Below are 21,431 nucleotides of genomic sequence, written 5' to 3' on the forward strand. Positions count from 1 at the left end.
AGGGCACGGGGTCTTCGGAGATAGGGGTTTCTGTCATTTCTGGTACGAGAGCCCGGTGCGGTGCGGTTCACGGACTAGCGCTCGTCGTAGTGTCGCCGGGCCTGTTCGACGCGATCGAGGTTGGTGGCGGCCCATTCGGCGAGGTGGGCGAAGAGAGGGGCGAGGCTGCGGCCGAGGTCGCTGATCTCGTATTCGACGCGGGGCGGGACCTCGGGGTGGTAGGTGCGGATGACCAGGCCGTCGCGCTCCAGTTGGCGGAGGCGCTGGGTGAGCACCTTGGGAGTGATGTTCGTGACGCGCCGTTCCAGCTCGACGAACCGCTGGCGGCCGAAGGTGTGGAGCGACCAGAGGATCGGCGTGGTCCACCGGCTGAACACGATGTCCACGACCGGAGAGATCGGGCATGCCTGCTCGGGGTCGGTCATGGCGCCGGCCGCGGGCCAGTTCGTCTCGGTCGCCATGGGTTCCACCCCTCTGAGGTAGTTACTTTCCTCTAGGTACCTACTATACCGAGGCTGTTAGCGTCGCCTGTCATCGCGACAAGACGGGAGTGATCATGATTACGGTGACGGGTGCGACCGGGAACGTCGGACGGTCGCTGGTGCGGGCCTTGACGGAGGCCGGGGAGCGGGTGACGGCGGTGTCGCGGGGCCTGGCTCCGGTGGACCTGCCGAGCGGGGTTCGGCATGCGCGGGCCGACCTGTCCGCGCCGCGGACGCTGCGGACTGCCTTCGACGGTGCCGAAGCGCTGTTCCTGCACGATGGTGGAAAGGGCGGCCAGGGACTCGACGCGCGAGCCGTCCTGGACGTGGCCAAAGGCGCCGATGTCCAGCGGGTGGTGATGCTGTCGTCGCAGGGCGTGGTGACCAGGCCGGAGTCGCCCTCGCACGGGGGTGTCATGCGGGCGATCGAGGAGGCGGTGCGCGAGTCCGGTCTGGCCTGGACGATCCTGCGGCCCGGCGGCTTCGCGTCCAACGCCCTCGCCTGGGCGGAGTCGGTACGTGCGAAGCGGACCGTCGCGGCGCCGTTCGGTGATGTGGGGATCCCGCTGGTCGATCCGGCGGACATCGCGGAGGTCGCGGCCGTGGCCCTGCGCAAGGACGAGCACTCGGGCCACGTCTACGAGCTGACCGGACCGGCGGCCGTCACGCCCCGGCAGCAGGCCGAGGCGATCGGCGCGGCCCTCGGTGAGGCGGTGCGGTTCGTGGAGCTCACCCGGGCCGAGGCGCACGCGCGGATGGCCGCGTTCATGCCGGAGCCGGTCGTGGAGACCACACTGGCCGTCCTGGGCGAGCCCAACGCCGCCGAGCTGCGGCTCAGCCCGGACGCCGAGCGGGTGCTCGGCCGCCCGCCCCGCCCCTTCGCCGAGTGGGCTCGGCGCAATGCCGCAGCCTTCCGGTAAGAGGTGACGCGTCCGCCGCCGGCCGCCCGGTCCCTGAGTTCGCTTCTTGACGTGTTCCACAAACGTTTTCATACTCGCGGGCATGACCTCGATCCGGGCGGTCGCTCTGGCCGCGGGTGTGTCGGTGTCGACCGTGTCACGGGCGATCAACAATCCCGAGCTGGTCAACGCCGAGACCCGGCAGCGGGTGCTGGAGTGCGCGGACCGGTTGGGTTACCGGCCCAACCGGGCCGCCCGGTCGCTGGTCCTGGGACGGACGTCCAATGTCGGGCTGATCGTGCCCGATATCGCCAACCCGGTGTTCGCCCCGTTCATCAAGGGTGTCGAGGCGTACTTCCGTGACACCGACTACGCGGTGTTCCTCGCCGACACCGACGAGGACGCCGCGACCGAGGTGCGGCTGGCCGAGGCCATGGTCGAGCGCGCCGACGGCCTGATCCTCTGCGCGCCGCGTATGTCGGGGATGCGGGTGCGGGCCATCGCCGCCAAGACCACGGTCGTGCTGGCCAATCGGCTCAGCCGCACCGTCCCGTCCATCGCGCTGGACTTCGGGCCGGGCATCGCGCAGGCGCTGTCGCACCTGAACGCGCTCGGGCACCGGCGGATCGCCTTCTTGGCAGGGCCTCGCGACTCCTGGTCCAACAGGCAGCGGCGCAAGTTCCTGACGGCCGGGTGCGCCGAACGGGGCATCGAGCTGATCGAGCTGGGCCCGTACGAGCCGAAGTTCACCGGTGGGTACCGGGCCGCCGACGAGGCGCTGGCCACGGGGGTCAGCGCCGTTCTCGCCTACAACGACCTGGTGGCGCTGGGCGTGCTGTCCCGGCTGCACGCCCGTGGCGTGCGGGTGCCGGACGACCTGAGCATCGTCGGCTTCGACGACGTGCCCACCGCCTCGATGGTGTCACCGCCTTTGACCACCGTGGCCGTGCCGATCCCGGCGCTGGCGCGCGCCGCGTCCGCCATGCTCCTCGCCGAACTCAGGGCGGCCGACCCCGACGCGGGGAGGGTCGCGCCGCCGCCACGCCCGCCGGCGCCGGAGCTGGAGACCCGACTGCTCATCCGGAGCACCACCGGGCCGACCTAGCCCGGACCCTTCCAGGAGGACCACCCCCCATGAGAACTCCGCTGCGCACCTCCGCCGTCATGCTGGCCGCCTCCGTGATCGCCTGGCTGTCCGCCTGTGGCGCGCCCGAGAGCGGGACGGGCTCGGCCGGCGAACCCGCGCTCGCCGACGTCAAGGCGCCGTCCGACCCGGTCACGCTGAACATCGTCGATGTCGCCGGCAACCTCCAGCTCACCCAGAAGATCTTCGACAACTACAAGGCCGCCAACCCCAAGCTGGTCGAGCGGATCACCTACACCAAGCTCACCTCGCCCGAACTGGCGGGCAAGGTGAAGGCTCAGCAGGACGCCGGCCGGCTGGACATCGATCTGGTGCTGACCGGCACGGACGGGCTCTCGGCCGGGCTTGAGCAGAACCTGTGGGTGGACCTGGTCGGCAAGTACTCCAGCAAGCTGCCGAACCTGAACTCCATCTACCTGGAGCCCGCCGCCAAGATGCAGGCGCTCGCCAAGAACAGGGGCGTCACCGTGACGTACTACCCGTCCGGGCCGCTCATCGAGTACGACCCCAAGACCGTCCCGAACCCGCCCAAGACCGCCGACGAGCTGCTGGCGTGGGCGAAGGCCCATCCGAAGAAGCTGATGTACGCGCGGCCCGCCAACTCCGGCCCCGGACGCACCTGGATCATGGGCCTGCCCTACATCCTCAAGGACTCCGACCCGATGGACCCCGTCAACGGCTGGACCAAGACGTGGGCCTACCTCAAGGAACTCGACAAGTACATCGAGTACTACCCCAGCGGCACCACCCAGACCATGAAGGAACTGGGCGAGGGCACCCGCGACATCATCCTCAGCACCACCGGCTGGGACATCAACCCGCGCGTTCTCGGGCAGGTGCCCAAGGACGTCAGGGTCGGCGCGCTCAACGGCTTCACCTGGGTCACCGACGCCCACTACATGGTCGTCCCGAAGGGCATCTCCGGCGAGAAGCTGCACGTGCTGACGGACATGATGAAGTTCGCGCTCACACCCCAGCAGCAGGCCATCACCTACGACAAGGGCTACTTCTACCCAGGGCCGGCCGTGAACGGCGTCACGCTCAGCATGGCTCCGCCGGAAAGCCGGAAGGTCCTCCAGGAGTTCGGGCGTCCCGAGTACGAGAGCCTCATCGCCGACAACCCCAAGGCGCCGCCGCTGGACGCCAAGGCGATGGTCGCCGCGTTCGACAAGTGGGACCGTGAGATCGGCGGCCAGAAGGTGAAGAAGTCGTGACGGTCGCCATCGAGGAGAACCGGGTGCGGTTCTCGGAGTTGCGGATGGAGGGGGTGACGCGGCGGTTCGGGCCGGCGGTGGCGCTGGACCGGATCGATCTGCGGATCAAGGGCGGCGAGTTCCTGGCGCTGCTCGGCCCCTCCGGGTGCGGCAAGTCCACCGCGTTGAACTGCCTGGCCGGGTTGCTGCCGCTGTCGGCGGGGGAGATCTGGCTGGACGAGGAGCGCATCGACGGGCTGCCGCCGGAACGGCGCGCGTTCGGGATGGTGTTCCAGAACTACGCGCTGTTCCCCCACCTGTCCGTCCGCAAGAACGTGGCGTTCGGGCTCGCGGTGCGCCGGATGGGCAAGGCCGAGACCACCCGCCGCGTGGACGAGGCACTGCGGCTGGTGGAGCTGACCGAGCACGCGCACAAGCTGCCAGGTCAGCTGTCCGGCGGGCAGCAGCAGCGAGTCGCGATCGCCCGTGCGGTGGTGCTGCGGCCGCGGCTGGTGCTGATGGACGAGCCGCTGTCGAACCTGGACGCCAAGCTGCGCGTCCAGATGCGCACCGAGATCCGGCGGATGCATCAGGACCTCGGGCTCACCACCGTGTACGTGACGCACGACCAGGAGGAGGCCCTCGCCTTGGCCGACCGGGTGGTGGTGCTGCGGGACGGGCGCATCGAGCAGTCCGGCACGCCCGAGGAGGTGTACACCTACCCGTCCAGCACCTACATCGCCGGGTTCATGGGGTACCGGAACCTGCTGGAGCTGCCGGTGGTGTCCAAGGACGGCGGGCGGGTGACGATCGCCGACCGCGAGCTGCGGCTCACCGGCGTCCCCCAGGAGAAGATCACCGGGGCGAACGCGGTCGCGGCCGTGCGCCCGGAGGACTTCCGCCTCGCGGACGGGGCGTCCGAGAAGCCGAACCCGCTGACGGTGCGGGTGGAGGTGTCGGAGTTCCACGGCCGTGAGGTGGCGGCGGAGGGCGTCACCGGGGACGGGCACGTCGTCCACTTCCGGCTGCCCGAACGGGTCGCGCCCGGGTCGCGGGTGGAGCTGACGGTGCCGGAGGAGCGGGTGCTGGTCTTCGGCGAGTCCCCCGGGCCGGAGGAGGACTGATGGCCGTCGAGGCGCCCCCCGCCCGCCCACCGCGGAAACGCGGGAAACGCGGAAAGCACGGGAAGCCGCCGCCCGAGCGGGTGCGCGGCGGGCTGCGGCACCGGCTGGCGGAGCGGGGCGTGGACCGGGTTTTGCTCCTGCTGGTCCCGGCCGTGCTCGTGGTGGGCGTGCTGTTCCTCTACCCGATGATGTACGGGGTGGGGCTGTCGGTGCAGCCCAAGAGCGGCGGCGGGATGTTCGCCAACTACCAGGCGTTCTTCGGCGACGCCTACCAGCGCGGCACGATCACCAAGACGCTGCGGCTGGCGCTGCCCGCCGCGCTGTTCAACGTGGCGGTGTCGGTGCCGATCGCCTACCGCCTGCGCGGACGGTTCCGCGGGCGGCGGCTGCTCACGGCGGTGCTGGTGCTGCCGGTGACGCTGGGCACGGTGCTGGTGGCGGACGGCATCCTGCGCTACCTGGGCCCGCGCGGCTGGCTCAACCGGCTGCTGCTGGACATCGGGCTGATCGACCAGCCGATCCGGCTGATCTACAACTACTGGGGCGTTCTGCTGTCGCTGGTCATCACCGGGTTCCCGTTCACGTTCCTGCTGGTGCTGGCCTACCTGTCGGGCATCGACCCGAACCTGGAGCGGGCCGCGGCGACGCTGGGCGCCGGTCCGTGGCAGCGGATGCGGCGGGTCACGCTGCCGCTGCTGGCGCCGGGCCTGGCCACCACGTTCGTGCTGGCGTTCGTGCTGGCGTTCTCGGTGTTCCCGTCCGCGAACCTGGTCGGCGAGCCCGCCGGGGAGACGCGGGTGATGGCGATCGCGGCGTACCAGGCGGCGTTCGAGAAGTACGACTACTCGATGGCCTCCGCCATCGCCGTGCTGATGGGGGTGTTCGAGCTGCTGGTCATCTCGTTCACGCTGCTGCTGCGCGGACGGCTGTACGCGGGCCCCGCGATGGGAGGGAAGGGATCATGACGGCCGTTCCCGTCCCGTCGACGTTCCGGCGGCTGCCGCGCCGCGGCCTGACCGGCTGGATCGTGTGGGGCTGTGTCGCGTTCTTCCTGGTCAACCTGTTCGCGCTGATCCTGTCGGTGGTGGTGAACTCCTTCGGGACGGCCTGGTTCACCGGCTGGCTGCCGCAGGGCTTCACCACCGCCTGGTACTCCGAAGCCTGGAGCGAGTTCGCGCTGGGCGAGGTGCTCCAGGTGACGTTGAGCGTGACGCTGGCGGTGGTGGCGCTGTCCCTGCTGCTGGGCGTGCCCGCCGCGTACGCGCTGGCCCGCCGGGACTTCCCCGGCAAGCGGCTGGTGATGCTGCTCCTGCTGCTGCCCGTCGTGCTGCCGCCGATCACCTACGGCATCCCGCTGGCGACCGTCCTCTACAAGGTGCATCTGGCCGGGACGATGACCGGCGTGGTCGCGGCCAACCTGGTCCCGGCGCTGCCGTTCGTGGTGCTGGTGATGACCCCGTTCGTGGAGCAGATCGACGCGAACGTGGAGTCGGCGGCGCGCATGTGCGGCGCCAAGACACGCCAGGTCTTCTCCAGGGTGCTGGTGCCGCTGCTGCTGCCGGGCATCCTGGCCGCGGGGATCCTGGTGCTGGTGCGGACGGTGGCGATGTTCGAGCTGACCTTCCTGGTCGCCGACGCCGACAGCCAGACGCTGATCGTGGCGCTGTACAGCGCGGCGTTCACCCCCGGCATCCGGGCCGCCCAGGCCATCGACGCGATGGCCGTGATCTACATGTCGCTGTCGGCGCTGCTGCTGGTCATCGCGCTGATGTTCGTCAATCCCACGCAGATCGTCGCACAGGTCAGGGAGCAGACAAGTGAGTGACGCGCGGTTCGACTTCTCCGGCGAGCGGGTGGTGGTGACCGGGGCGGCCGGGCTGATCGGGCGGGCGCTGGTGGTCCGGTTCGCCGAGGCCGGGGCCACGGTGCTCGCCGTGGACCGGGACGCCGACGGGCTGAAGGCGTTCGCCGACCGGCGGTTCCCCGGTCCGGGAAGCGTCGCCACGCTGACCGCCGACCTGGCCGAGGAGGAGTCCGCCGAGAGGGTCTTCGCGTGGGTGGACGCGGCGGGCGGCCTGGACGTCCTGGTCAACAACGCCGCGCTCACCGAGTACCGGACCCCGTTCATCGACCTCGACACCGCGACCTGGGACGCGGTGATGGGCGCCAACCTGCGTTCGGCGTACCTGCTGTCGGTGCGCGCGGTGCGCCGCTGGCGGGACGGGGGACGCGGCGGGGTGGTCGTCAACATGTCGTCGCCGGGCGGGGCGCGCGCCCACGAGGACCAGAGCGCCTACGACGTCACCAAGGCGGGCCTGGAGGCGCTGGCGCGGGCGATCGCCGTGGAGCTCGGCGGCCTCGGCATCCGCGCCAACTGCATCGCCCCGGCCAGCGTGGTCGAAGACGTCCGTCCCACGACCGACATCCCCTCGGGCCGCACCACCTCGCCCGACCAGGTGGCGGACGCGGCGCTGTTCCTCGCGTCCGGTGCCGCGTCCCAGATCAACGGTCATGTCGTGCGGGTGGACGGCGGCCTGCACGCGCGGCTGCGGACCGACCCGTCCCAGGAACAGAAAAGATGAGCGGCGTCCAGGAGGGATACGGCGTGAAGCTTGAGGGTGTCCTGTTCTTCCCGGTGACCCCGTTCGGGAACGACGGCGGGGTCGCGGCGGACGTGCTGGCCGAGCATGTGCGGCGGGGCATGGCGCACGGTCCCGGCGGGGTGTTCGTCGCGTGCGGCACGGGCGAGTTCCCGTCCCTGTCGGAGGACGAGCACGAGCTGGCGGTCCGTACCGCCGTGGGCGAGGTGGCCGGACGGGTTCCGGTGATCGCCGGGGCGGGCGGCCCGCTGGGCACGGCGGTGCGGCAGGCGGCGCGGGCGGCGGCGGCCGGGGCGGACGGCCTTCTGCTGATGCCGCCCTACCTGGCGCAGGGCCCCGCGAACGGGCTGCGCGCCTACGTGACCAGGATCGCCGAGGCCGCCGGGATCCCCGTGATCCTCTACCAGCGGGGCGGGATCGCGCTGGACCCGGCCGAGGCCGTCGCGCTCGCCCGTATCCCGGGCGTGGTGGGGCTGAAGGACGGTGTCGGTGACATCGACCGGACGGCGCGGATCGTGAACGCCGTCCGCCGCGAGGCCGGGCCGGACTTCACCTTCTTCAACGGGCTGCCGACCGCGGAGCTGACCGCCCCCGCGTACCGGGGGATCGGCGTGGACCTGTACTCCTCGGCCGCGTTCTGCTTCGTCCCCGAGGTGGCGACGGCGTTCCGCGCCGCGCTGGACGCGGGCGACGACGCGGGCGTGCGGCGCCTGATCAGCCGGTTCTACGCGCCGCTGGTGGAGTTGCGCGCCAAGGTGCCCGGCTACGCGGTGTCGCTGGTCAAGGCGGCGGTGCGCATGGAGGGACTGGACGTGGGTTCGGTCCGGCCGCCGCTCACCGACCCCGGGCCGGACCACCTGCGGGAGCTGGCCGACATCGTCAAGGCCGGGCGCGAGGCCCTCCCATGACGATCACGGCGCTGAAGAGCACGCTGCATCGCGTGCCGATGACACGGCCGTGGAGCCCGGAGATGACGCACATCCACGTCATCGTGACCGAGCTGACCACCGCCGACGGGCGTACCGGCACGGGCTTCTCCTGGGCGCCGTGGGTCGGGGGACGCGCGGCGCACGCGCTGCTGGAGTCCGACATCCGCGCGCTGGCGATGGGGCTGCCCGCGCATCCCGAGGTGGTGTTCGACCATCTGTGGTGGCGGCTGCACGAGGCGGGCCGGGGCGGTCTGGTCACCATCGCGCTCGCCGCCGTCGACCTGGCGCTGTGGGACCTGCGCGCCGCCGGCACCGGACTGGTGGACCTGCTCGGCCGCCGCCGCGACGCGGTCACGGTGTACGGCAGCGGCGTCAACCGGCACTACACCCTCAGGGAACTGGTCGCGCAGGCCGAACGGTGGAAGGCGCGCGGCCTGACCGCCGCGAAGATCAAGGTGGGGCTGGACGACCTGGCGGAGGACGTGGAACGGGTCGCCGCCGTCCGCGACACGCTCGGCCCGGACGCGCTGCTCATGGTGGACGCCAACCAGCTGTGGGACCTGCCGCGCGCGATCCGTGCCGCCGAGGCGTTACGCCCGTACGACCCGTACTGGATCGAGGAGCCGCTTCCGTCCGCCGACGTGCACGCCTACGCCCGCTTGCGGGCGAGCGTGGACGTGCCGATCGCGCTGGGCGAGAACACCTACACCACCTACGAGTTCCGTGACCTGCTCGCGGCCGGGGCGTGCGACATCGTCCAGCCCAACGTGGTGCGGGTCGGCGGGATCACCCCGTTCCTGCGGATCGCCGAACTGGCCCGCGCGCACGACGTCCCCGCGTTCCCGCACCTGCTGCCCGACATCTCCGGGCAGCTCGCCTGCTCCCTGCCGATGCCGCCGATGGTGGAGGACGTGGAGGACGCCTCGTTCGCCGACCTGGGCCTGCTCGCCGAGCCGTACCCGGTCCGCGTCGACGGCGGCGTGCTGCGCCCGGGGGACCACGGCGGGCACGGGATCCGGTTCGACCCGGCCGCGCTCGCCCGCACGAGGGTCAGGACCAGGGGCTAGTCAGGCGGGGCGGTCCAGGGCCAGTTCCCGCTCGAACCATTCGATGGTGGAGCGCAGGCCGGTCTCGACCGTCACCTCGGGCTCCCAGCCCAGGGACTCCCGCGCCAGCGTGGTGTCGGGACGGCGCACGCCCGGGTCGTCCACCGGGCGCTCCACGAAGCGGATCGTCGAGCGCGACCCGGTCAGCTCGATGACGAGCCTGGCCAGGTCGAGCATCGAGGTCTCGTACGGGCTGCCGATGTTCATCGGCCCGGGATGGCCGGACAGCGCGAACTCCAGGATGCCGCGCACGGTGTCGTCCACGAAGCAGATCGAGCGGGTCTGCGAGCCGTCGCCGGTCACGGTCAGCGGCTCCCCGCGCAGCGCCTGCCGCAGGAACGTCGGGATCGCCCGGCCGTCGTCGGGCCGCATCCGCGGGCCGTAGCTGTTGAAGATCCGCACGATGCCGGCGTCCAGCCCGCGGGAGTGCCGGAACGCCGAGGTCAGCGCCTCGGCGAACCGCTTGGCCTCGTCGTACACGCTGCGCGGCCCCACCGGGTTGACGTTCCCCCAGTACGACTCGCGCTGCGGGTGCTCCAGCGGGTCCCCGTACACCTCCGAGGTGGACGCCAGGACGAACCGCGCGCCCTTGCGCTCGGCCAGGTCGAGCGCGACGCGGGTGCCCTGGCTGCCGACCTCCAGCGTCTGGACGGGCCAGCGCAGATAGTCGGCGGGCGAGGCGGCCGAGGCGAGATGGAACACGTACCCGAGCGGTCCCTCCACGGCCAGCGGGCGGGTGAGGTCGCGCCGCAGGAAGGTGAAGTCCTCGCGCGGCAGCAGGCGCGCGATGGTACGGGTGGACCCGGTCAGCAGGTTATCCAGGCACACCACCGATATGCCGCGGTCCAGCAGCCTCTCGCACAGATGCGAACCGAGGAAGCCCGCGCCCCCCGCCACGACCGCGCGCGGATACCGCTCCGTCATGCCGTGCTCCCTCCTTGATGTTGGGGCGTTCCAGGACCCGCGTCGCGGCCTCGACGACACGGTCCACGGAGATCTCCAGCAGGCCCGGATCGGGCCGCTCGCCGCGCGGGTCGCCGCGGTGGCCCGTCCACAGCACGGTGTGCTGGGTGCGTTCGGGCGGCGGGCCCCACAGGTCGGGCGGGGTCGGGCCGAACAGCAGCACCGACGGGGTGCCGTACGCGGTCGCCAGATGCGCGGTGCCGGTGTCGCCGCAGATCACCAGCCGGGCCCGCGCGATGAGGATGGCCAGTTCGAGCGGCCCGGTGCGGCCGGACAGCTCCGCCTCGGGGCCGAGCCCGCCCAGCATCGCGACGCGCCGCGCCAGCTCGGTCTCGCTCCGGGACCCGGTGACCACGACCCGCTCGCCCCTGGCGCGCAGGGCCTCCGCGACGGCGCCGTACCGTTCGGCGGGCCACTGCCGGGCCGGGTACCCCGCGCCCGGGTGGATCACGATCGCGCCGGGCGCCGCCGACCCCAGCGGGGGACGGGGCAGGTCCAGGTCGCCCGGGTCGGTGTCGAAGCCGTGCGCCTCGACCAGCCGGCACCACCGCGCCACCTCGTGCTCGGCGCAGTGCCAGGCCGGGCCGTCGCAGCCGTCCACGTCGCCGTTGGCGAAGGCGATGAGCTGGCCGGGACGCAGCGAGCGCAGCAGCCGGTGGCTCTGCGGCCCGCAGCCGTGCAGGTTGACGGCCAGGTCGACGGGCCCGTCCGGGGGCGGCAACGGAGCCAGCCCGGACGCGGGGAACACGTCGTCCACGGCCCCGCTGAGCAGGGCGATCGGCGCGACCCTGCGCGGCGCGGCCAGGGTCAGCCGCCAGCCGGGCAGGCCGCGGCGCAGCCCCCGCAGCGCGGGCAGCGCGGTCAGCAGGTCGCCCAGGCCCAGCGCGCGCAGGACGAACGCGCGGGGCGGACGCTCGGCGCCGGCCGTCCCCGTCACGGCCATGACGGCTCCGTCGACGGGCACACCACCAGCTCGCGCACCTCGCAGCCGGGCGGCTGCGACAGCGCGAACGCCACGGCCGCCGCCACGTCCGACGGCTTGTTGAGCCGGGCGTCCGGGCCGGGCCTGTACCGCTCGTCGCGGCCGTCGAAGAACGCGGTGTCCATGCCGCCGGGGACCAGCGTCGTGACGCCGATGTGCCCGGCCAGTTCGGCGGCCAGCGCGCGGCTGAACCCGACCACGCCGAACTTCGACGCGCAGTACGCGGTCGCGTCGCTCAGCGCCCTCAGCCCCAGCGTGGACGCGCAGGTGACGATGCGGCCGTTCGGCGCGTGCTCCAGATAGGGGAGGGCGGCCCGCACGACCGCGGCGGTGCCGAGCAGGTTGACCTGCACGACCCGGTCCCAGTCCTCGGCGGGGACGTCGCCCAGCCGGCCGCAGGAGTCGATCCCGGCGGCGGTGACCACCGCGTCCAGGCCGCCCGCCTCCCGGGCCAGGCCGTGCACGGCCCGCTCGGCGCTTTGCCGGTCGGCCAGGTCGGCCTGCATGTGCGCGATGTCGCCGTTGTGCGTGCCGGCCTCGTTCTTGGGCGGATGCCGGTCGACGATCAGCGGCGTGCCGCCGTCGTCGGCGACCCGCCGGGCGATGGCCGCGCCCAAGCCGGAGGCACCCCCGGTGATGAGCACCTTCATGATGATTCCTCCTTGAGCATGCGGGTGGTGGACCGTCCCTCCATGAACGGCAGCAGCACGATCTCGCCGCCGTTGGCGCGGACGGTGCCGGCCTCGGGCAGGGCGGCGCCGGAGTAGTCGGCGCCCTTGACCCAGATGTCGGGCCGCAGCCGGTCCAGCAGCGGCTCGGGGGTGTCCTCGTCGAACACCAGCGTGGCGTCCACGTCCGTGAGGGCGCGCAGCACCCGCACCCGGTCCTCCGCCGGGGTGACCGGACGTCCCGGGCCCTTGCGGCGGCGCACCGAGCGGTCGGAGTTGACGCAGACGATCAGGCAGTCGCCCAGGCGCCGCGCCTGCTGGAACAGGGCGACGTGCCCGGCGTGCAGCAGGTCGAAGCAGCCGCCGGTGGCGACCACGGTCCCGCCCGCGCGGCGGGTGCGTTCCACCACGTCCCAGGCGTCGGCGACCTCGCTGGGCGGGCGCACCTCCGGCGATCCGGTGTCGGCCAGCCGCGACGCCACCGCCCCGGCCGCGCCCCCGTGCACGAACGCGGACGCGCGGCGCACGCCCTCGCCGACCGCCTCGGCCAGACCGCCGCCGTCGGCCAGGACCTCGGTGGCGCGGGCGGCGAAGCTGTCGCCCGCTCCGCAGCAGTCCGGCGTGCCGTACGGCGGGACCGGCTCGGCCGGAGCCAGGTACGGGGTGCACGTCCCATCGCAGAGCAGCGCGCCCTCCGACCCGAGGGTGACCGCGACCGCCTCCAGGCCCCACGCCTCGGCCAGGTGCCGGGCGCGGCGGGTGGAGGGGGCCAGGCCGGTGCCGGTGATCTCGGCGCCGTGGGCGGCGGCGAGCCTGGCCGCCTCGTCCTCGTTGGGCGTCATCAGCCGGGTGCCGTGGACGGGCGGCTCGCCCCGGGGATGCGGGTCCCACACCACCGGGGCCCGTCCGGCCAGGCCCTCCAGCAGGCTGCGGATCGCGGCGTGGCCGGTGACGCCGCGGCCGTAGTCGGAGACCAGCACCGCCCCGGCACGGGACAGCGCCGCGGTGACGCTCGGGCCGATCGGCCCGTCCTGGGCCCTGCCGTCCCCGACGTCCAGCCGGGCGACGGACCGTCCCTCGGCCCGGATCCGCAGCTTGCAGGGCGTGCCGCCGTGCAGGTGGAAGGCGGCCACCTCCAGGTGCGGCTCCAGCAGCGCGCGCAGGCGGTGGCCGGGCTCGTCGTCGGCGAGCGCCGTCACCAGCACCACCTCCCGGCCCTCGGCCGCCGCCAGCAGCGCCGCCAGCCCCGCCCCGCCGGGACGGGGCCGCTCGTCGGCGTGGTCGATCACCGGGACGGGCGCGTCCGGGCACAGCCGGGACGCGGCGCCCACGATGTCGATGTCCAGGAGCACGTCGCCGACCACGACCAGGGGCCCGTCCGAGCGGCCCCCCGGCGCCGCGCCCCGGACGCGCCTCGCGCCCTCACCGGCGGTCATCCGGCGCTCCCAGACTCTGGTCGATCACCCCGCACAGGAGGTGGATCGCGGCCAGGTGGATCTCCTGCACCGTCGAGGTGTTGTGGGCGTCCACCGCGATGGCGTCGTCGCACGCCTCGATGAGCGGGTTGGGACCCGGGCCGGTGATCGCCCACGCGGTCAGCCCGAGCCCCCGCGCGACGCGCGCCGCCGCGATCACGTTCGGGCTCCGCCCGCTGGTGGACAGGCAGATCAGCACGTCGCCCGGACGGCCGTGCGCGCGTACCTGCCGGGCGAAGGCGTCCGCCGCGCCGTAGTCGTTGCCGATCGCGGTGACCGTGGAGCTGTCGCCGTGCAGCGGGATCGCCGCCAGCGGGGGCCGCTCGTCCTCGTACCGGCCGACCAGCTCGGCGGTCAGATGCTGCGCCTCGGCGGCGCTGCCCCCGTTCCCGCACGCCAGCAGCCGTCCCCCGGAGCCGAGGACCTCGCCCAGGCGCCGTCCCCACGCCGTGATGACCGGGGCCTGGGCGCGGAACCGCAGCGCCGCGTCGGCCAGCGCCTCCAGACGGTCCTCGCGGGCGACCGGGCCGGTGCCCGCCGTGGGCGTGGTGGTGGTGGGAACCGCGGTCACCCCGCCTCGCTGCGGGGTCATGCCGCCACCTCGTTCCTGGCCGCGGCCTGTTCGTAGACGGCCAGCGTCTCCTGCGCGATGCGCTCCCAGGAGTAGCGGGAACGCGCCCTGTCGGCGGCGGCGAAGCCCATGGCCGTGGCGCGGGTCCCGTCGGCGAGCAGGCTCCGGATCCGCCGGGCCGCCTCGCCGGGCCGGCGCGGCGGCACCCACACGCCGGTGACGCCGTTGACGATGCTGTCCAGGTGCCCGCCGACGCCGGTGGCGACCACCGGCCTGCCGCAGGCCATCGCCTCCAGCGGCACCATGCCGAACGGCTCGTACCAGGGCAGCGTCACGACCAGGTCGGCCGAGCGCAGCAGCGCGGGAACCTGGTCGCGGGCGACCCGGCCCAGGAACGAGACGCGGCCGTGCACCCCGGTCTCCCGCGCGACCTGCCGCAGCCGCCCCACCTCCTCGTCGTCGTCCAGGTCCGCGAAGGGCGGACCGCCCGCCACGACCAGTTCCGCGCCGGGGATCTGGGCCAGCGCCTCGATGGCGGTGTCCACGCCCTTGCGCTCCACCAGCCGCGACAGCGCCACCAGCCGCGTCTGCGGCCAGCCGGGGGCCTCCAGCTCGGCCGCGCCGGACCGGTCCACGGGACCGTCCGGGCAGAAGCGCTCCAGGTCCACCCCGCACGGGACGACCCTGATGCGCTCGCGCGGCACGCCCATCCGCAACAGTTCCCTGGTCTCGTCCGTGCAGGTCGCGATGACGGCCTGGACGGTGCGGCCGATCGCGGGCTCCAGCCGGAGCCGTTCGATCGGGCTGGTGTCCTTGCCGCCCTGGTGGCGGCGCTTCACCGAGCCCAGCGCGTGGAAGGTCTGCACCACCGGGATCCGCCCGCCCAGCGCGTCGGCGGCCCGCAGCGCCGCGAGCCCGCTCATCCAGAAGTGCGCGTGCGCCACGTACGGCGGCGACTGTGCCCAGCGCTTCTCCAGATAGCGCCCGAAGTCGGGCATCAGGTGGAGCAGCTCGTCCTTCGGCAGGGGCGTGGCGGGTCCCACCGGGACGTGCTCCACCGTGACCCCCGGGGACAGCCTCACCCGGTCGGGCAGGTCGGGCGAGTCCCGGCGGGTGTAGACGGTGACATGGTGCCCCTGGCGGCCCATCTCGGTCGCCAGGTCGGCCACGAACACGTTCTGGCCGCCGCCGTCCGGGCCCCCGAGCCCCGTCCGGATGGCGAGCGGGCTCGCGTGCTCGGAGACCATGGCTATCTGCTTCGGGTTCATCGGGTCACCTCTCGGTCAGCTGCCAGAGCATGTGCCGCCAGTCCCGCAGGAAACGCGGCAGCCCGTAGCGTTCGCTCGCGAACGCCCGCGCCTCCTTCCCCATCCGCCGGGCGTGCGGGGCGTCGGCGGCGAGGGACCGCGCCGCCTCGGCGAGGGTGTCGACGCGCGTCGACAGCACCCCGGCCTCGGGGGGTACGGCCTCGACCGCCTCGGTGGTGGCCAGCGCCACCACGGGGAGGCCGAGCATCATCGCCTCGATCAGCGCGAGACCGAGCGAGGTCCATCGGTACGGGTGGACGTAGACGCGGCGCCGGGCCAGTTCCTCGTGCATCCGCGCCTGCGGAAGGTCCTCGTACGTCCACAGCGACTCGTGCGGGATGCCGAGCTTGCGCGGGACGTCGCCGACGTTCATGCCGAACAGGTCCAGGGGGACGGAGCCGGCCAGCGCGGGGAGCATGTCGGTGCCCGCCACCCGGCCGCGGCGCAGCGGGTCGTTGATGACCACCGCGGCGCGCGGCATGTCGCCGTGGAACCGGTAGCCGGGATCGACGACACCGTGCTCGATCACCGTCGTCGGGGCGTTGCCGCAGTTCCAGAAGAGCTGGTTGAAGTGGGTGACGTGGACGATCGGGATGTCGGTGCGGTCGTGCAGGAAGTGCCGGCTGTCGGGGACGACCTCCTCGGGCAGGCTCGCGTCCGCGGGGGTGCGGCGCGGCGTGTCGTGCTCGACGTACACGGCCGGGACGTCCTGGCCGGGCGTCCGGCCGAGCCACCGCTCGCACAGCTCGATCTCGTGCGGGCGCTGGAGGACGACGGCGTCGACGCGCTCCTCGCGCAGCCGGTCGTACGGGACCTCGATGGCCCGGTCCGGCCACGTGTAGGTGTGCGGGCGGCCCTTGCCGTCCGGTCCGCGCCCGGGGACGACGGGGACGAGCGTCGTCTGCGGCCCGTACACGAAGGAGGTGGCCCAGGAGCCGTGCACCTGCCAGAGCAGCACCCTCATTCCTTGATCACCTCCTGAACGGCGTCCACGACGCGCTCCGCGGTGACGGAGGACAGGCAGGGATGCCCAGGAATGGGGCACACCCGCGCCCGGGTGTCCTTGCAGGGGGCGTCCTGGTCGCCCAGCAGGATGTGACGCACCCCGTACGGGGCCCAGCGCGCCGCGGGCACGGTCGGCGCGAACAGCGACACGACCGGGGTGCCGACGGCGGCGGCCAGGTGCGCCGGGCCGGTGTTGCCGGCGACGACGGCGCCGGCCTCGGCCAGGATGCCCGCCAGCTCCTCAAGGGACGTGCGCCCGCCCAGGTCGAGCCCGCGGTCACCGGCGACGCGGGCGGTGAGGTCCTTCTCGTCGCGGTGACCGGTGACCACGACGCGGTGCCCGGCGGCGTCCAGCAGCCGCACCGCCTCGGCGCAGCGCTCGGGCGGCCACGCCCGCGCCGGGACGGACGTGCCCGGGTGGACGACCACGTACCCGGGGCCGCCGGTGAACGGCCACACCTCGGGCAGCGGCCCGCGGATCCGCAGCCGCGTGTCGGCGGGGGCGGGGAAACCGGCGTCGGCGGCCAGCGCCAGCATCCGCTCGGTCTCCGGGACGTCGGTGTCGGGACGGTGCCGCAGGTCCAGCAGCGAGCCCGGATAGTCCTCGCTGATCCCGCCGATCCACGGGACCCCCGCCAGCCGCAGTTGCAGCGCCAGCGGCAGCGGCGACTGGTGGAACGAGGTGAAGATCAGCGCGCGGTCGAAGCGGCCCGCGCGCAACCGGCGCGCCAGGACGTCGAGCATGGCGGCCAGCAGGGCGCCGTCCGCCGGGACGGGCTCGGGGTCGATCCAGGGGGCGCGCCACTCGATGACGTCGTCGACGCCGGGCAGCAGGTCGGCGGCGGCCCGCCCGCGCGGCCCGCACAGCAGCGTGACCCGCTCGGCGACGTCCGCGACCGCCCGGACCGCCGGGCCCGCGAGCAGCACGTCGCCCAGATTGTCCAGGCGCGCGACCAGGACCCTCATCGCACCCCCCGCTCGGCGGGGACGCGCTCCCGTTTCCGGTTGTCGCCGAGGACCAGGTCGACGGCGCTGTTCAGGTCGGGCGCCACCTCGCTCGCGGCGGCGATCTCCTCCAGCCGCGTCCTGCCGGTGGGGACGAGGATGCCCCGGGCGCCCGCCGCCACGGCCGCCTCCACGTCCCCGCCGATGTCACCGATGACGACGCAGTCGGAGGGCAGCACGCCCAGGCGCCCGGCGGCACGTTCCACCAGCGCCGGCAGCGGCTTGCGGCAGTCGCAGTCGTCGTCGCGGTCGTGCGGGCAGATCTCCCACACGTCGATGGGGCCGACCAGTTCCTCCACGCGCGCGTTGACGCGGCGCACGTCGTCGGTGGTGATGTAGCCCTTGGCCACGCCCGACTGGTTGGACACCACGCCGATGCGCACCCCCTGCCGCCTCAGGCGTTCCAGCGCCTCGGCGGCGCCCGGCATGGGCTCGACGGTCGTGGGATCGCCGTTGTACGGGACGTCCCGGATCAGCGTGTCGTCCCGATCGAACAGCACCACCTGGCGCGGCGGCCACGGCCCCGCCCCGCGGTGCTCGGCCAGCCCGCGCAGCCGGTACAGGACGGCGGCCGGCGGGATGACCACGCTGGTCACCAGCATCTTGGCGACCTCACCCGCCCACAGCGCCCCGAGCCGCCCCAGCGCCGGGAGGCGACCCCCCAAGCCCTCGGCAAGATCTGTCCGGCACGGCCCACTGAATTCCTCCGGCGCCCCGCTCCTGAAGCTCGGGAGGCGGGCCATGGCGAATTCGGCGGTCAGTCCCGCCCAGGCGGCGCCCGCGGCCAGGGCGGTGCGGTGTGCTCCGGCCGCGAGAGCGGCCCCGGCCAGCAGGCCCGCGGCCGTGGTGGCCACGTGGCGGGGGAAGCGGCCGGACCTCTCGCCCGCCCGTTCCCTCCAGTCGCGGCCGTGCAGCCGCCGCATCAGCACGTCGTCCGCGTTGCCCGCCTGCGCCTTGACCGAGGCCCAGAACCCCGCCGGGCGGACGGGATGGGTCACCCGCCGCGTGCCGCGCACCAGCCGGTGATCGTTGTCCATGACGCGCAGCGCGAGATCGGCGTCCTCGCGGTAGGCGCGCCGGAACCGCTCGTCGAAGCCCCCGCATTCGGCGAGCACGTCCCGGCGGTACGCCATGTCCGCGGTGATCCACAGTGCCGACTCCAGCCCGGCGGTGTTGCGCTCCCAGTCGGTCGCGGCGCGGGAAGCGGGGAGCGGCACGGTGACGATCCCCTGGCAGCCGCCGGCCTCGGACGCCGTTGTCGCGAGGTCGGCGGCCAGATCGCGGGCCCATCCGGGCGAGGGGACCACGTCGTCGTCCAGGAACACCACCCACTCGGTGGCCGTCGTGCGCCAGCCCGCGTTGCGCGCGGCGGCCGGTCCGCGCCCGCCGGACCTGATCACCCGCACCAGGTCGCCGGTCCCGTCCACGGACGGGGGCAGGGGCAGCGGGGCGCCGGGGCGCGGCCGGTCGTCCACGATCACGATCGCCTCGGGCGCGGGCGCGTCCTCCCCTCCGAGCGGGCCGAGCAGCGCGTCCAGCAGCGTGCGCAGGCTGGGCCGTCCCATGGTCGGGACGACGATGCTGTACGAGACGCGGGACGTCACCTGGCGAACACCTCCGCGCGCCGGACGACGTAGGGCCCGATGGCCAGCAGGTCCACCGGCGCGGAGCCGAAGCACTCCAGCACGTCGCGCGGGTCGTCCACCATGGGCCTCCCCGCGGTGTTGAGGCTGGTGTTGACGACGACCGGCAGGCCCGTGCGGGCCTCGAACGCCTTGAGCAGGCCCGCGACCAGCGGCTCGGCCTGGTGGTCGACGGTCTGGATCCGCGCGGTCCCGTCCACGTGCACGACGGCCGGGATGCGGTCGCGCCACTCGGGCCTCACCCGATGGACGAACAGCATGTAGGGGCTGGGCAGCGGCCCCTCGAAAATCTCGGCGGCCCGGTCGAGGGCGACCATCGGCGCGATCGGGCGGAACTGCTCGCGGCCCTTGACCGCGTTGAGCCGTTCCAGGTTGGCGGCGTTGCCGGGATGGGCGAGCAGCGAGCGGTGCCCCAGCGCGCGCGGGCCGAACTCGGAGCGCCCCTGGAACCAGGCGACGATCTGGTCGCGGGCCAGCGCGTCGGCGACGGTCCCGGCCAGGTCGGCGGGCCGCTCGTACGGGACGCGGGCGGTCTCCAGCCGGACGGCCAGTTCCTCGTCCGTCCACCGCCGTCCCAGGTCGGCGCCGGGCATCGCGGCGGGACGCTCACCGGCCGCCCAGGCCAGGTGCAGCGCGGCGCCCAAGGCGGTGCCCGCGTCACCCGCGGCGGGCTGCACCCAGATCTCCTTGTACGGTCCCTCCTCGGCCAGCCTGGAGTTGGCCACGCAGTTCAGGGCGACCCCGCCCGCCAGCGTCAGCCGGTCCGAGCCGCCGCGGCGGTGCGTCCACAAGGCCAGTTCCAGCAGGACCTCCTCCAGCCGGGCCTGAGCGCTCGCGGCGAGATCGGCGTGGTCGGCGGTCCACTGGTCCTCGCCGTCGGCGGGGGAGCGGGCCTTGGCCAGCGCCGCCCAGTCGATCGGCGCCACCGCGAATCCGCCGTCGCCGGTCGTGCGGATCCGTTCCCTCATTTCCTTGAGGAAGCGGGGTTCTCCGTACGAGGCGAGCGCCATCACTTTGTACTCGTCGCTGGACCGGAGGAAACCGAGATGCTCGGTCAGTTCTTCGTACATGAGGCCCAGCGAGTGCGGCAGGCATTGCGCGGCGAACGTGGTGAAACCGCCTTTGCCGTCGCCGTTGTCGTATGTTCCGGCGAGGTGCGAATGGGCTTCGCCGCGCCCGTCGATGACAAGGACGTCGCCGCGCCCGGGATCGGGTGCGGCGAGCGCGGTCGAGGCGGCATGGGCCAAATGGTGCGGGACGAACCGAACAATGCCGGGATCGAGGCCGGGCAAAGCCGTGGCAAGGAAATGCGGGGCGCGTGTCGCGTATCGGGTTCGCAATTCCTCCCAGTGCCCGTCGTGGCCGCACATGCCGGGCTCCGCGAGCGCGGGATCGTAGGAGTAGGCGACGGCGTCCAGGTCGCCCGGTTCCAGCCCGGCCTCGTCCAGGCACCAGCGCGCCGCGCGTTCGGGCAGCTCCCAGGCCGAGAACGGGACGGGACGCTTGCCGTGCTTGCGCCGGCTGAACCGTTCCTCCTCCGCGGCGCCCACGATCCGGCCGTCCACGATGAGCGCGGCGGAGGGGTCGTGGAATATGGCGTTGATTCCCAGGATGCGCATTGGGCAGGCTCCGATCGGCAGGTCGGCACGCAGGGTCGCGGCGGCCGTTGCTCGGCACCGTCTGTTGATGTGCTTTCGGGGTGTCGGCCCCTTCGGTACGGGCTCGAAGCTCAGCCCGTAGGCGGAAAGCGGATGCCCGCGTCCTTGACATCGGCTTCGGTCGGAAGCTCCCTAAAATATGGACCTAGCACCCGGTTTTGGATTTTTACTAGTGTCTGCGCCTAATCACCCATAGGTCATTCACTTCTGGACCTCACCGGCTAGAAGCGGAGCAAACTGGAGAACCCCGACAAATTCCCTGTGATCTGAGTCACAGCGGCGCGCCGCCGGACGGGCGGTAGGCCCCGCCTCACCGGGGTAGGGCGCCGCCATGCGCTGCACCGTCGCAGTGATCAGCCGCGACCGGCGGAAGTCGCTGCTGGACGTCCTGGCCCGGCTGGCCCGACTGCCGGGGCGGCCGCCGGTCGTCGTGGTCGACAACGCCTCGACCGACGGCACCGCCGACGCCGTCGCCGAGCGGTTCCCGCAGGTCCGGCTGATCCGCGCCGACGACAACCTGGGCGCGGTCGGGCGCAACGCCGCCCTCGACCACGTCCGCACGCCCTACGTGGCCTTCTGCGACGACGACACCTGGTGGGAGCCGGGCGCGCTGGACCGCGCCGCCGACCTGCTGGACGCCCATCCGCGCCTGGCCGTCGTGACCGGGCGCATCCTCG

General features: G+C 73.3%; 21 protein-coding genes. 10 read left to right on the forward strand and 11 right to left on the reverse strand.

Annotated elements, in window-relative coordinates; all coding sequences use genetic code 11:
* Positions 1-74: 74 nt before the first annotated feature.
* Positions 75-461, reverse strand: coding sequence for a winged helix-turn-helix transcriptional regulator (locus tag ACGWYJ_RS30410; RefSeq protein ID WP_395109877.1), 387 nt, complete (start codon positions 459-461; stop codon positions 75-77).
* Between the two features lie 95 nt (positions 462-556).
* Between ACGWYJ_RS30410 and ACGWYJ_RS30415 the strand changes: the two genes are divergently transcribed.
* From ACGWYJ_RS30415 to ACGWYJ_RS30455, 9 genes are all read left to right on the forward strand, one after another.
* On the forward strand, positions 557-1,402 hold the full coding sequence (locus tag ACGWYJ_RS30415) for an NAD(P)H-binding protein (RefSeq protein WP_395109878.1): 846 nt from the start codon (positions 557-559) through the stop codon (positions 1,400-1,402).
* Positions 1,403-1,484: 82 nt separating this feature from the next.
* The gene (locus tag ACGWYJ_RS30420) at positions 1,485-2,486 is read left to right on the forward strand and encodes a LacI family DNA-binding transcriptional regulator (RefSeq protein ID WP_395109879.1); all 1,002 of its coding nucleotides are present in this window, start codon (positions 1,485-1,487) and stop codon (positions 2,484-2,486) included.
* Positions 2,487-2,515: 29 nt separating this feature from the next.
* Positions 2,516-3,739, forward strand: coding sequence for an extracellular solute-binding protein (locus tag ACGWYJ_RS30425; RefSeq protein WP_395109880.1), 1,224 nt, complete (start codon positions 2,516-2,518; stop codon positions 3,737-3,739).
* Entirely contained in the window at positions 3,736-4,842 is a 1,107-nt protein-coding gene (locus ACGWYJ_RS30430; RefSeq protein WP_395109881.1) for an ABC transporter ATP-binding protein, read from the forward strand. The genes ACGWYJ_RS30425 and ACGWYJ_RS30430 overlap by 4 nt, the downstream gene beginning before the upstream one ends.
* A complete protein-coding gene (locus tag ACGWYJ_RS30435; protein WP_395109882.1) occupies positions 4,842-5,807 on the forward strand; it encodes an ABC transporter permease in 966 nt (321 codons plus the stop codon). Before ACGWYJ_RS30430 ends, ACGWYJ_RS30435 begins: the two co-directional genes overlap by 1 nt.
* The gene (locus ACGWYJ_RS30440; protein ID WP_395109883.1) at positions 5,804-6,667 is read left to right on the forward strand and encodes an ABC transporter permease; all 864 of its coding nucleotides are present in this window, start codon (positions 5,804-5,806) and stop codon (positions 6,665-6,667) included. The genes ACGWYJ_RS30435 and ACGWYJ_RS30440 overlap by 4 nt, the downstream gene beginning before the upstream one ends.
* On the forward strand, positions 6,660-7,424 hold the full coding sequence (locus tag ACGWYJ_RS30445; protein ID WP_395109884.1) for an SDR family NAD(P)-dependent oxidoreductase: 765 nt from the start codon (positions 6,660-6,662) through the stop codon (positions 7,422-7,424). The genes ACGWYJ_RS30440 and ACGWYJ_RS30445 overlap by 8 nt, the downstream gene beginning before the upstream one ends.
* A 23-nt stretch (positions 7,425-7,447) precedes the next feature.
* Positions 7,448-8,350, forward strand: coding sequence for a 5-dehydro-4-deoxyglucarate dehydratase (locus ACGWYJ_RS30450; RefSeq protein ID WP_395109897.1), 903 nt, complete (start codon positions 7,448-7,450; stop codon positions 8,348-8,350).
* On the forward strand, positions 8,347-9,438 hold the full coding sequence (locus tag ACGWYJ_RS30455) for a mandelate racemase/muconate lactonizing enzyme family protein (RefSeq protein WP_395109885.1): 1,092 nt from the start codon (positions 8,347-8,349) through the stop codon (positions 9,436-9,438). The genes ACGWYJ_RS30450 and ACGWYJ_RS30455 overlap by 4 nt, the downstream gene beginning before the upstream one ends.
* Here the strand turns inward: ACGWYJ_RS30455 and ACGWYJ_RS30460 are convergent, their stop codons facing one another.
* From ACGWYJ_RS30460 to ACGWYJ_RS30505, 10 genes are read right to left on the reverse strand one after another with little or no spacing between them, the layout of a single operon-like run.
* Positions 9,439-10,401, reverse strand: a complete 963-nt coding sequence (locus tag ACGWYJ_RS30460; RefSeq protein WP_395109886.1) for an NAD-dependent epimerase/dehydratase family protein — start codon at positions 10,399-10,401, stop codon at positions 9,439-9,441.
* Positions 10,292-11,383 (reverse strand): glycosyltransferase family 9 protein, encoded by a 1,092-nt coding sequence (locus ACGWYJ_RS30465; RefSeq protein WP_395109887.1) that lies wholly within the window; start codon positions 11,381-11,383, stop codon positions 10,292-10,294. The genes ACGWYJ_RS30460 and ACGWYJ_RS30465 overlap by 110 nt, the downstream gene beginning before the upstream one ends.
* Positions 11,374-12,072: an SDR family oxidoreductase gene (locus ACGWYJ_RS30470; protein WP_395109888.1), complete on the reverse strand. Its 699-nt coding sequence runs from the start codon at positions 12,070-12,072 to the stop codon at positions 11,374-11,376. The genes ACGWYJ_RS30465 and ACGWYJ_RS30470 overlap by 10 nt, the downstream gene beginning before the upstream one ends.
* Positions 12,069-13,526 carry a PfkB family carbohydrate kinase gene (locus tag ACGWYJ_RS30475; protein WP_395109889.1) on the reverse strand — a complete coding sequence of 486 codons (1,458 nt, stop codon included), beginning with the start codon at positions 13,524-13,526 and terminating at the stop codon, positions 12,069-12,071. The genes ACGWYJ_RS30470 and ACGWYJ_RS30475 overlap by 4 nt, the downstream gene beginning before the upstream one ends.
* Positions 13,513-14,157, reverse strand: coding sequence for an SIS domain-containing protein (locus ACGWYJ_RS30480; RefSeq protein ID WP_395109890.1), 645 nt, complete (start codon positions 14,155-14,157; stop codon positions 13,513-13,515). The genes ACGWYJ_RS30475 and ACGWYJ_RS30480 overlap by 14 nt, the downstream gene beginning before the upstream one ends.
* Positions 14,154-15,404, reverse strand: coding sequence for a glycosyltransferase (locus tag ACGWYJ_RS30485; protein WP_395109891.1), 1,251 nt, complete (start codon positions 15,402-15,404; stop codon positions 14,154-14,156). The genes ACGWYJ_RS30480 and ACGWYJ_RS30485 overlap by 4 nt, the downstream gene beginning before the upstream one ends.
* A 4-nt stretch (positions 15,405-15,408) precedes the next feature.
* Positions 15,409-16,407, reverse strand: coding sequence for a glycosyltransferase (locus ACGWYJ_RS30490; protein WP_395109892.1), 999 nt, complete (start codon positions 16,405-16,407; stop codon positions 15,409-15,411).
* Positions 16,404-17,414, reverse strand: coding sequence for a glycosyltransferase family 9 protein (locus ACGWYJ_RS30495; protein ID WP_395109893.1), 1,011 nt, complete (start codon positions 17,412-17,414; stop codon positions 16,404-16,406). The genes ACGWYJ_RS30490 and ACGWYJ_RS30495 overlap by 4 nt, the downstream gene beginning before the upstream one ends.
* Positions 17,411-19,057, reverse strand: coding sequence for an HAD-IIIA family hydrolase (locus tag ACGWYJ_RS30500; protein ID WP_395109894.1), 1,647 nt, complete (start codon positions 19,055-19,057; stop codon positions 17,411-17,413). The genes ACGWYJ_RS30495 and ACGWYJ_RS30500 overlap by 4 nt, the downstream gene beginning before the upstream one ends.
* The gene (locus ACGWYJ_RS30505) at positions 19,054-20,715 is read right to left on the reverse strand and encodes a carbamoyltransferase (RefSeq protein WP_395109895.1); all 1,662 of its coding nucleotides are present in this window, start codon (positions 20,713-20,715) and stop codon (positions 19,054-19,056) included. Before ACGWYJ_RS30505 ends, ACGWYJ_RS30500 begins: the two co-directional genes overlap by 4 nt.
* Before the next feature lie 370 nt (positions 20,716-21,085).
* On the opposite strand from ACGWYJ_RS30505, the gene ACGWYJ_RS30510 reads away from it, so the two are divergent.
* On the forward strand, positions 21,086-21,431 hold a 346-nt coding region (locus ACGWYJ_RS30510), incomplete at its 3' end, for a glycosyltransferase family 2 protein (RefSeq protein WP_395109896.1).

The sequence above is a fragment of the Actinomadura sp. SCN-SB genome (assembly GCF_043906805.1).
Lineage (GTDB): Bacteria > Actinomycetota > Actinomycetes > Streptosporangiales > Streptosporangiaceae > Spirillospora.

Bases quoted from the DNA above. Each gene is read 5' to 3' on its own strand.
- ACGWYJ_RS30490 (WP_395109892.1), bottom strand. From the start codon at position 16,407: ATGAGGGTGCTGCTCTGGCAGGTGCACGGCTCCTGGGCCACCTCCTTC.
- ACGWYJ_RS30410 (WP_395109877.1), bottom strand. From the start codon at position 461: ATGGCGACCGAGACGAACTGGCCCGCGGCCGGCGCCATGACCGACCCC.
- ACGWYJ_RS30470 (WP_395109888.1), bottom strand. From the start codon at position 12,072: ATGAAGGTGCTCATCACCGGGGGTGCCTCCGGCTTGGGCGCGGCCATC.
- ACGWYJ_RS30455 (WP_395109885.1), top strand. From the start codon at position 8,347: ATGACGATCACGGCGCTGAAGAGCACGCTGCATCGCGTGCCGATGACA.
- ACGWYJ_RS30415 (WP_395109878.1), top strand. From the start codon at position 557: ATGATTACGGTGACGGGTGCGACCGGGAACGTCGGACGGTCGCTGGTG.
- ACGWYJ_RS30465 (WP_395109887.1), bottom strand. From the start codon at position 11,383: ATGGCCGTGACGGGGACGGCCGGCGCCGAGCGTCCGCCCCGCGCGTTC.
- ACGWYJ_RS30420 (WP_395109879.1), top strand. From the start codon at position 1,485: ATGACCTCGATCCGGGCGGTCGCTCTGGCCGCGGGTGTGTCGGTGTCG.
- ACGWYJ_RS30485 (WP_395109891.1), bottom strand. From the start codon at position 15,404: ATGAACCCGAAGCAGATAGCCATGGTCTCCGAGCACGCGAGCCCGCTC.
- ACGWYJ_RS30475 (WP_395109889.1), bottom strand. From the start codon at position 13,526: ATGACCGCCGGTGAGGGCGCGAGGCGCGTCCGGGGCGCGGCGCCGGGG.
- ACGWYJ_RS30495 (WP_395109893.1), bottom strand. From the start codon at position 17,414: ATGAGGGTCCTGGTCGCGCGCCTGGACAATCTGGGCGACGTGCTGCTC.
- ACGWYJ_RS30505 (WP_395109895.1), bottom strand. From the start codon at position 20,715: ATGCGCATCCTGGGAATCAACGCCATATTCCACGACCCCTCCGCCGCG.
- ACGWYJ_RS30480 (WP_395109890.1), bottom strand. From the start codon at position 14,157: ATGACCCCGCAGCGAGGCGGGGTGACCGCGGTTCCCACCACCACCACG.
- ACGWYJ_RS30435 (WP_395109882.1), top strand. From the start codon at position 4,842: ATGGCCGTCGAGGCGCCCCCCGCCCGCCCACCGCGGAAACGCGGGAAA.
- ACGWYJ_RS30460 (WP_395109886.1), bottom strand. From the start codon at position 10,401: ATGACGGAGCGGTATCCGCGCGCGGTCGTGGCGGGGGGCGCGGGCTTC.
- ACGWYJ_RS30425 (WP_395109880.1), top strand. From the start codon at position 2,516: ATGAGAACTCCGCTGCGCACCTCCGCCGTCATGCTGGCCGCCTCCGTG.
- ACGWYJ_RS30440 (WP_395109883.1), top strand. From the start codon at position 5,804: ATGACGGCCGTTCCCGTCCCGTCGACGTTCCGGCGGCTGCCGCGCCGC.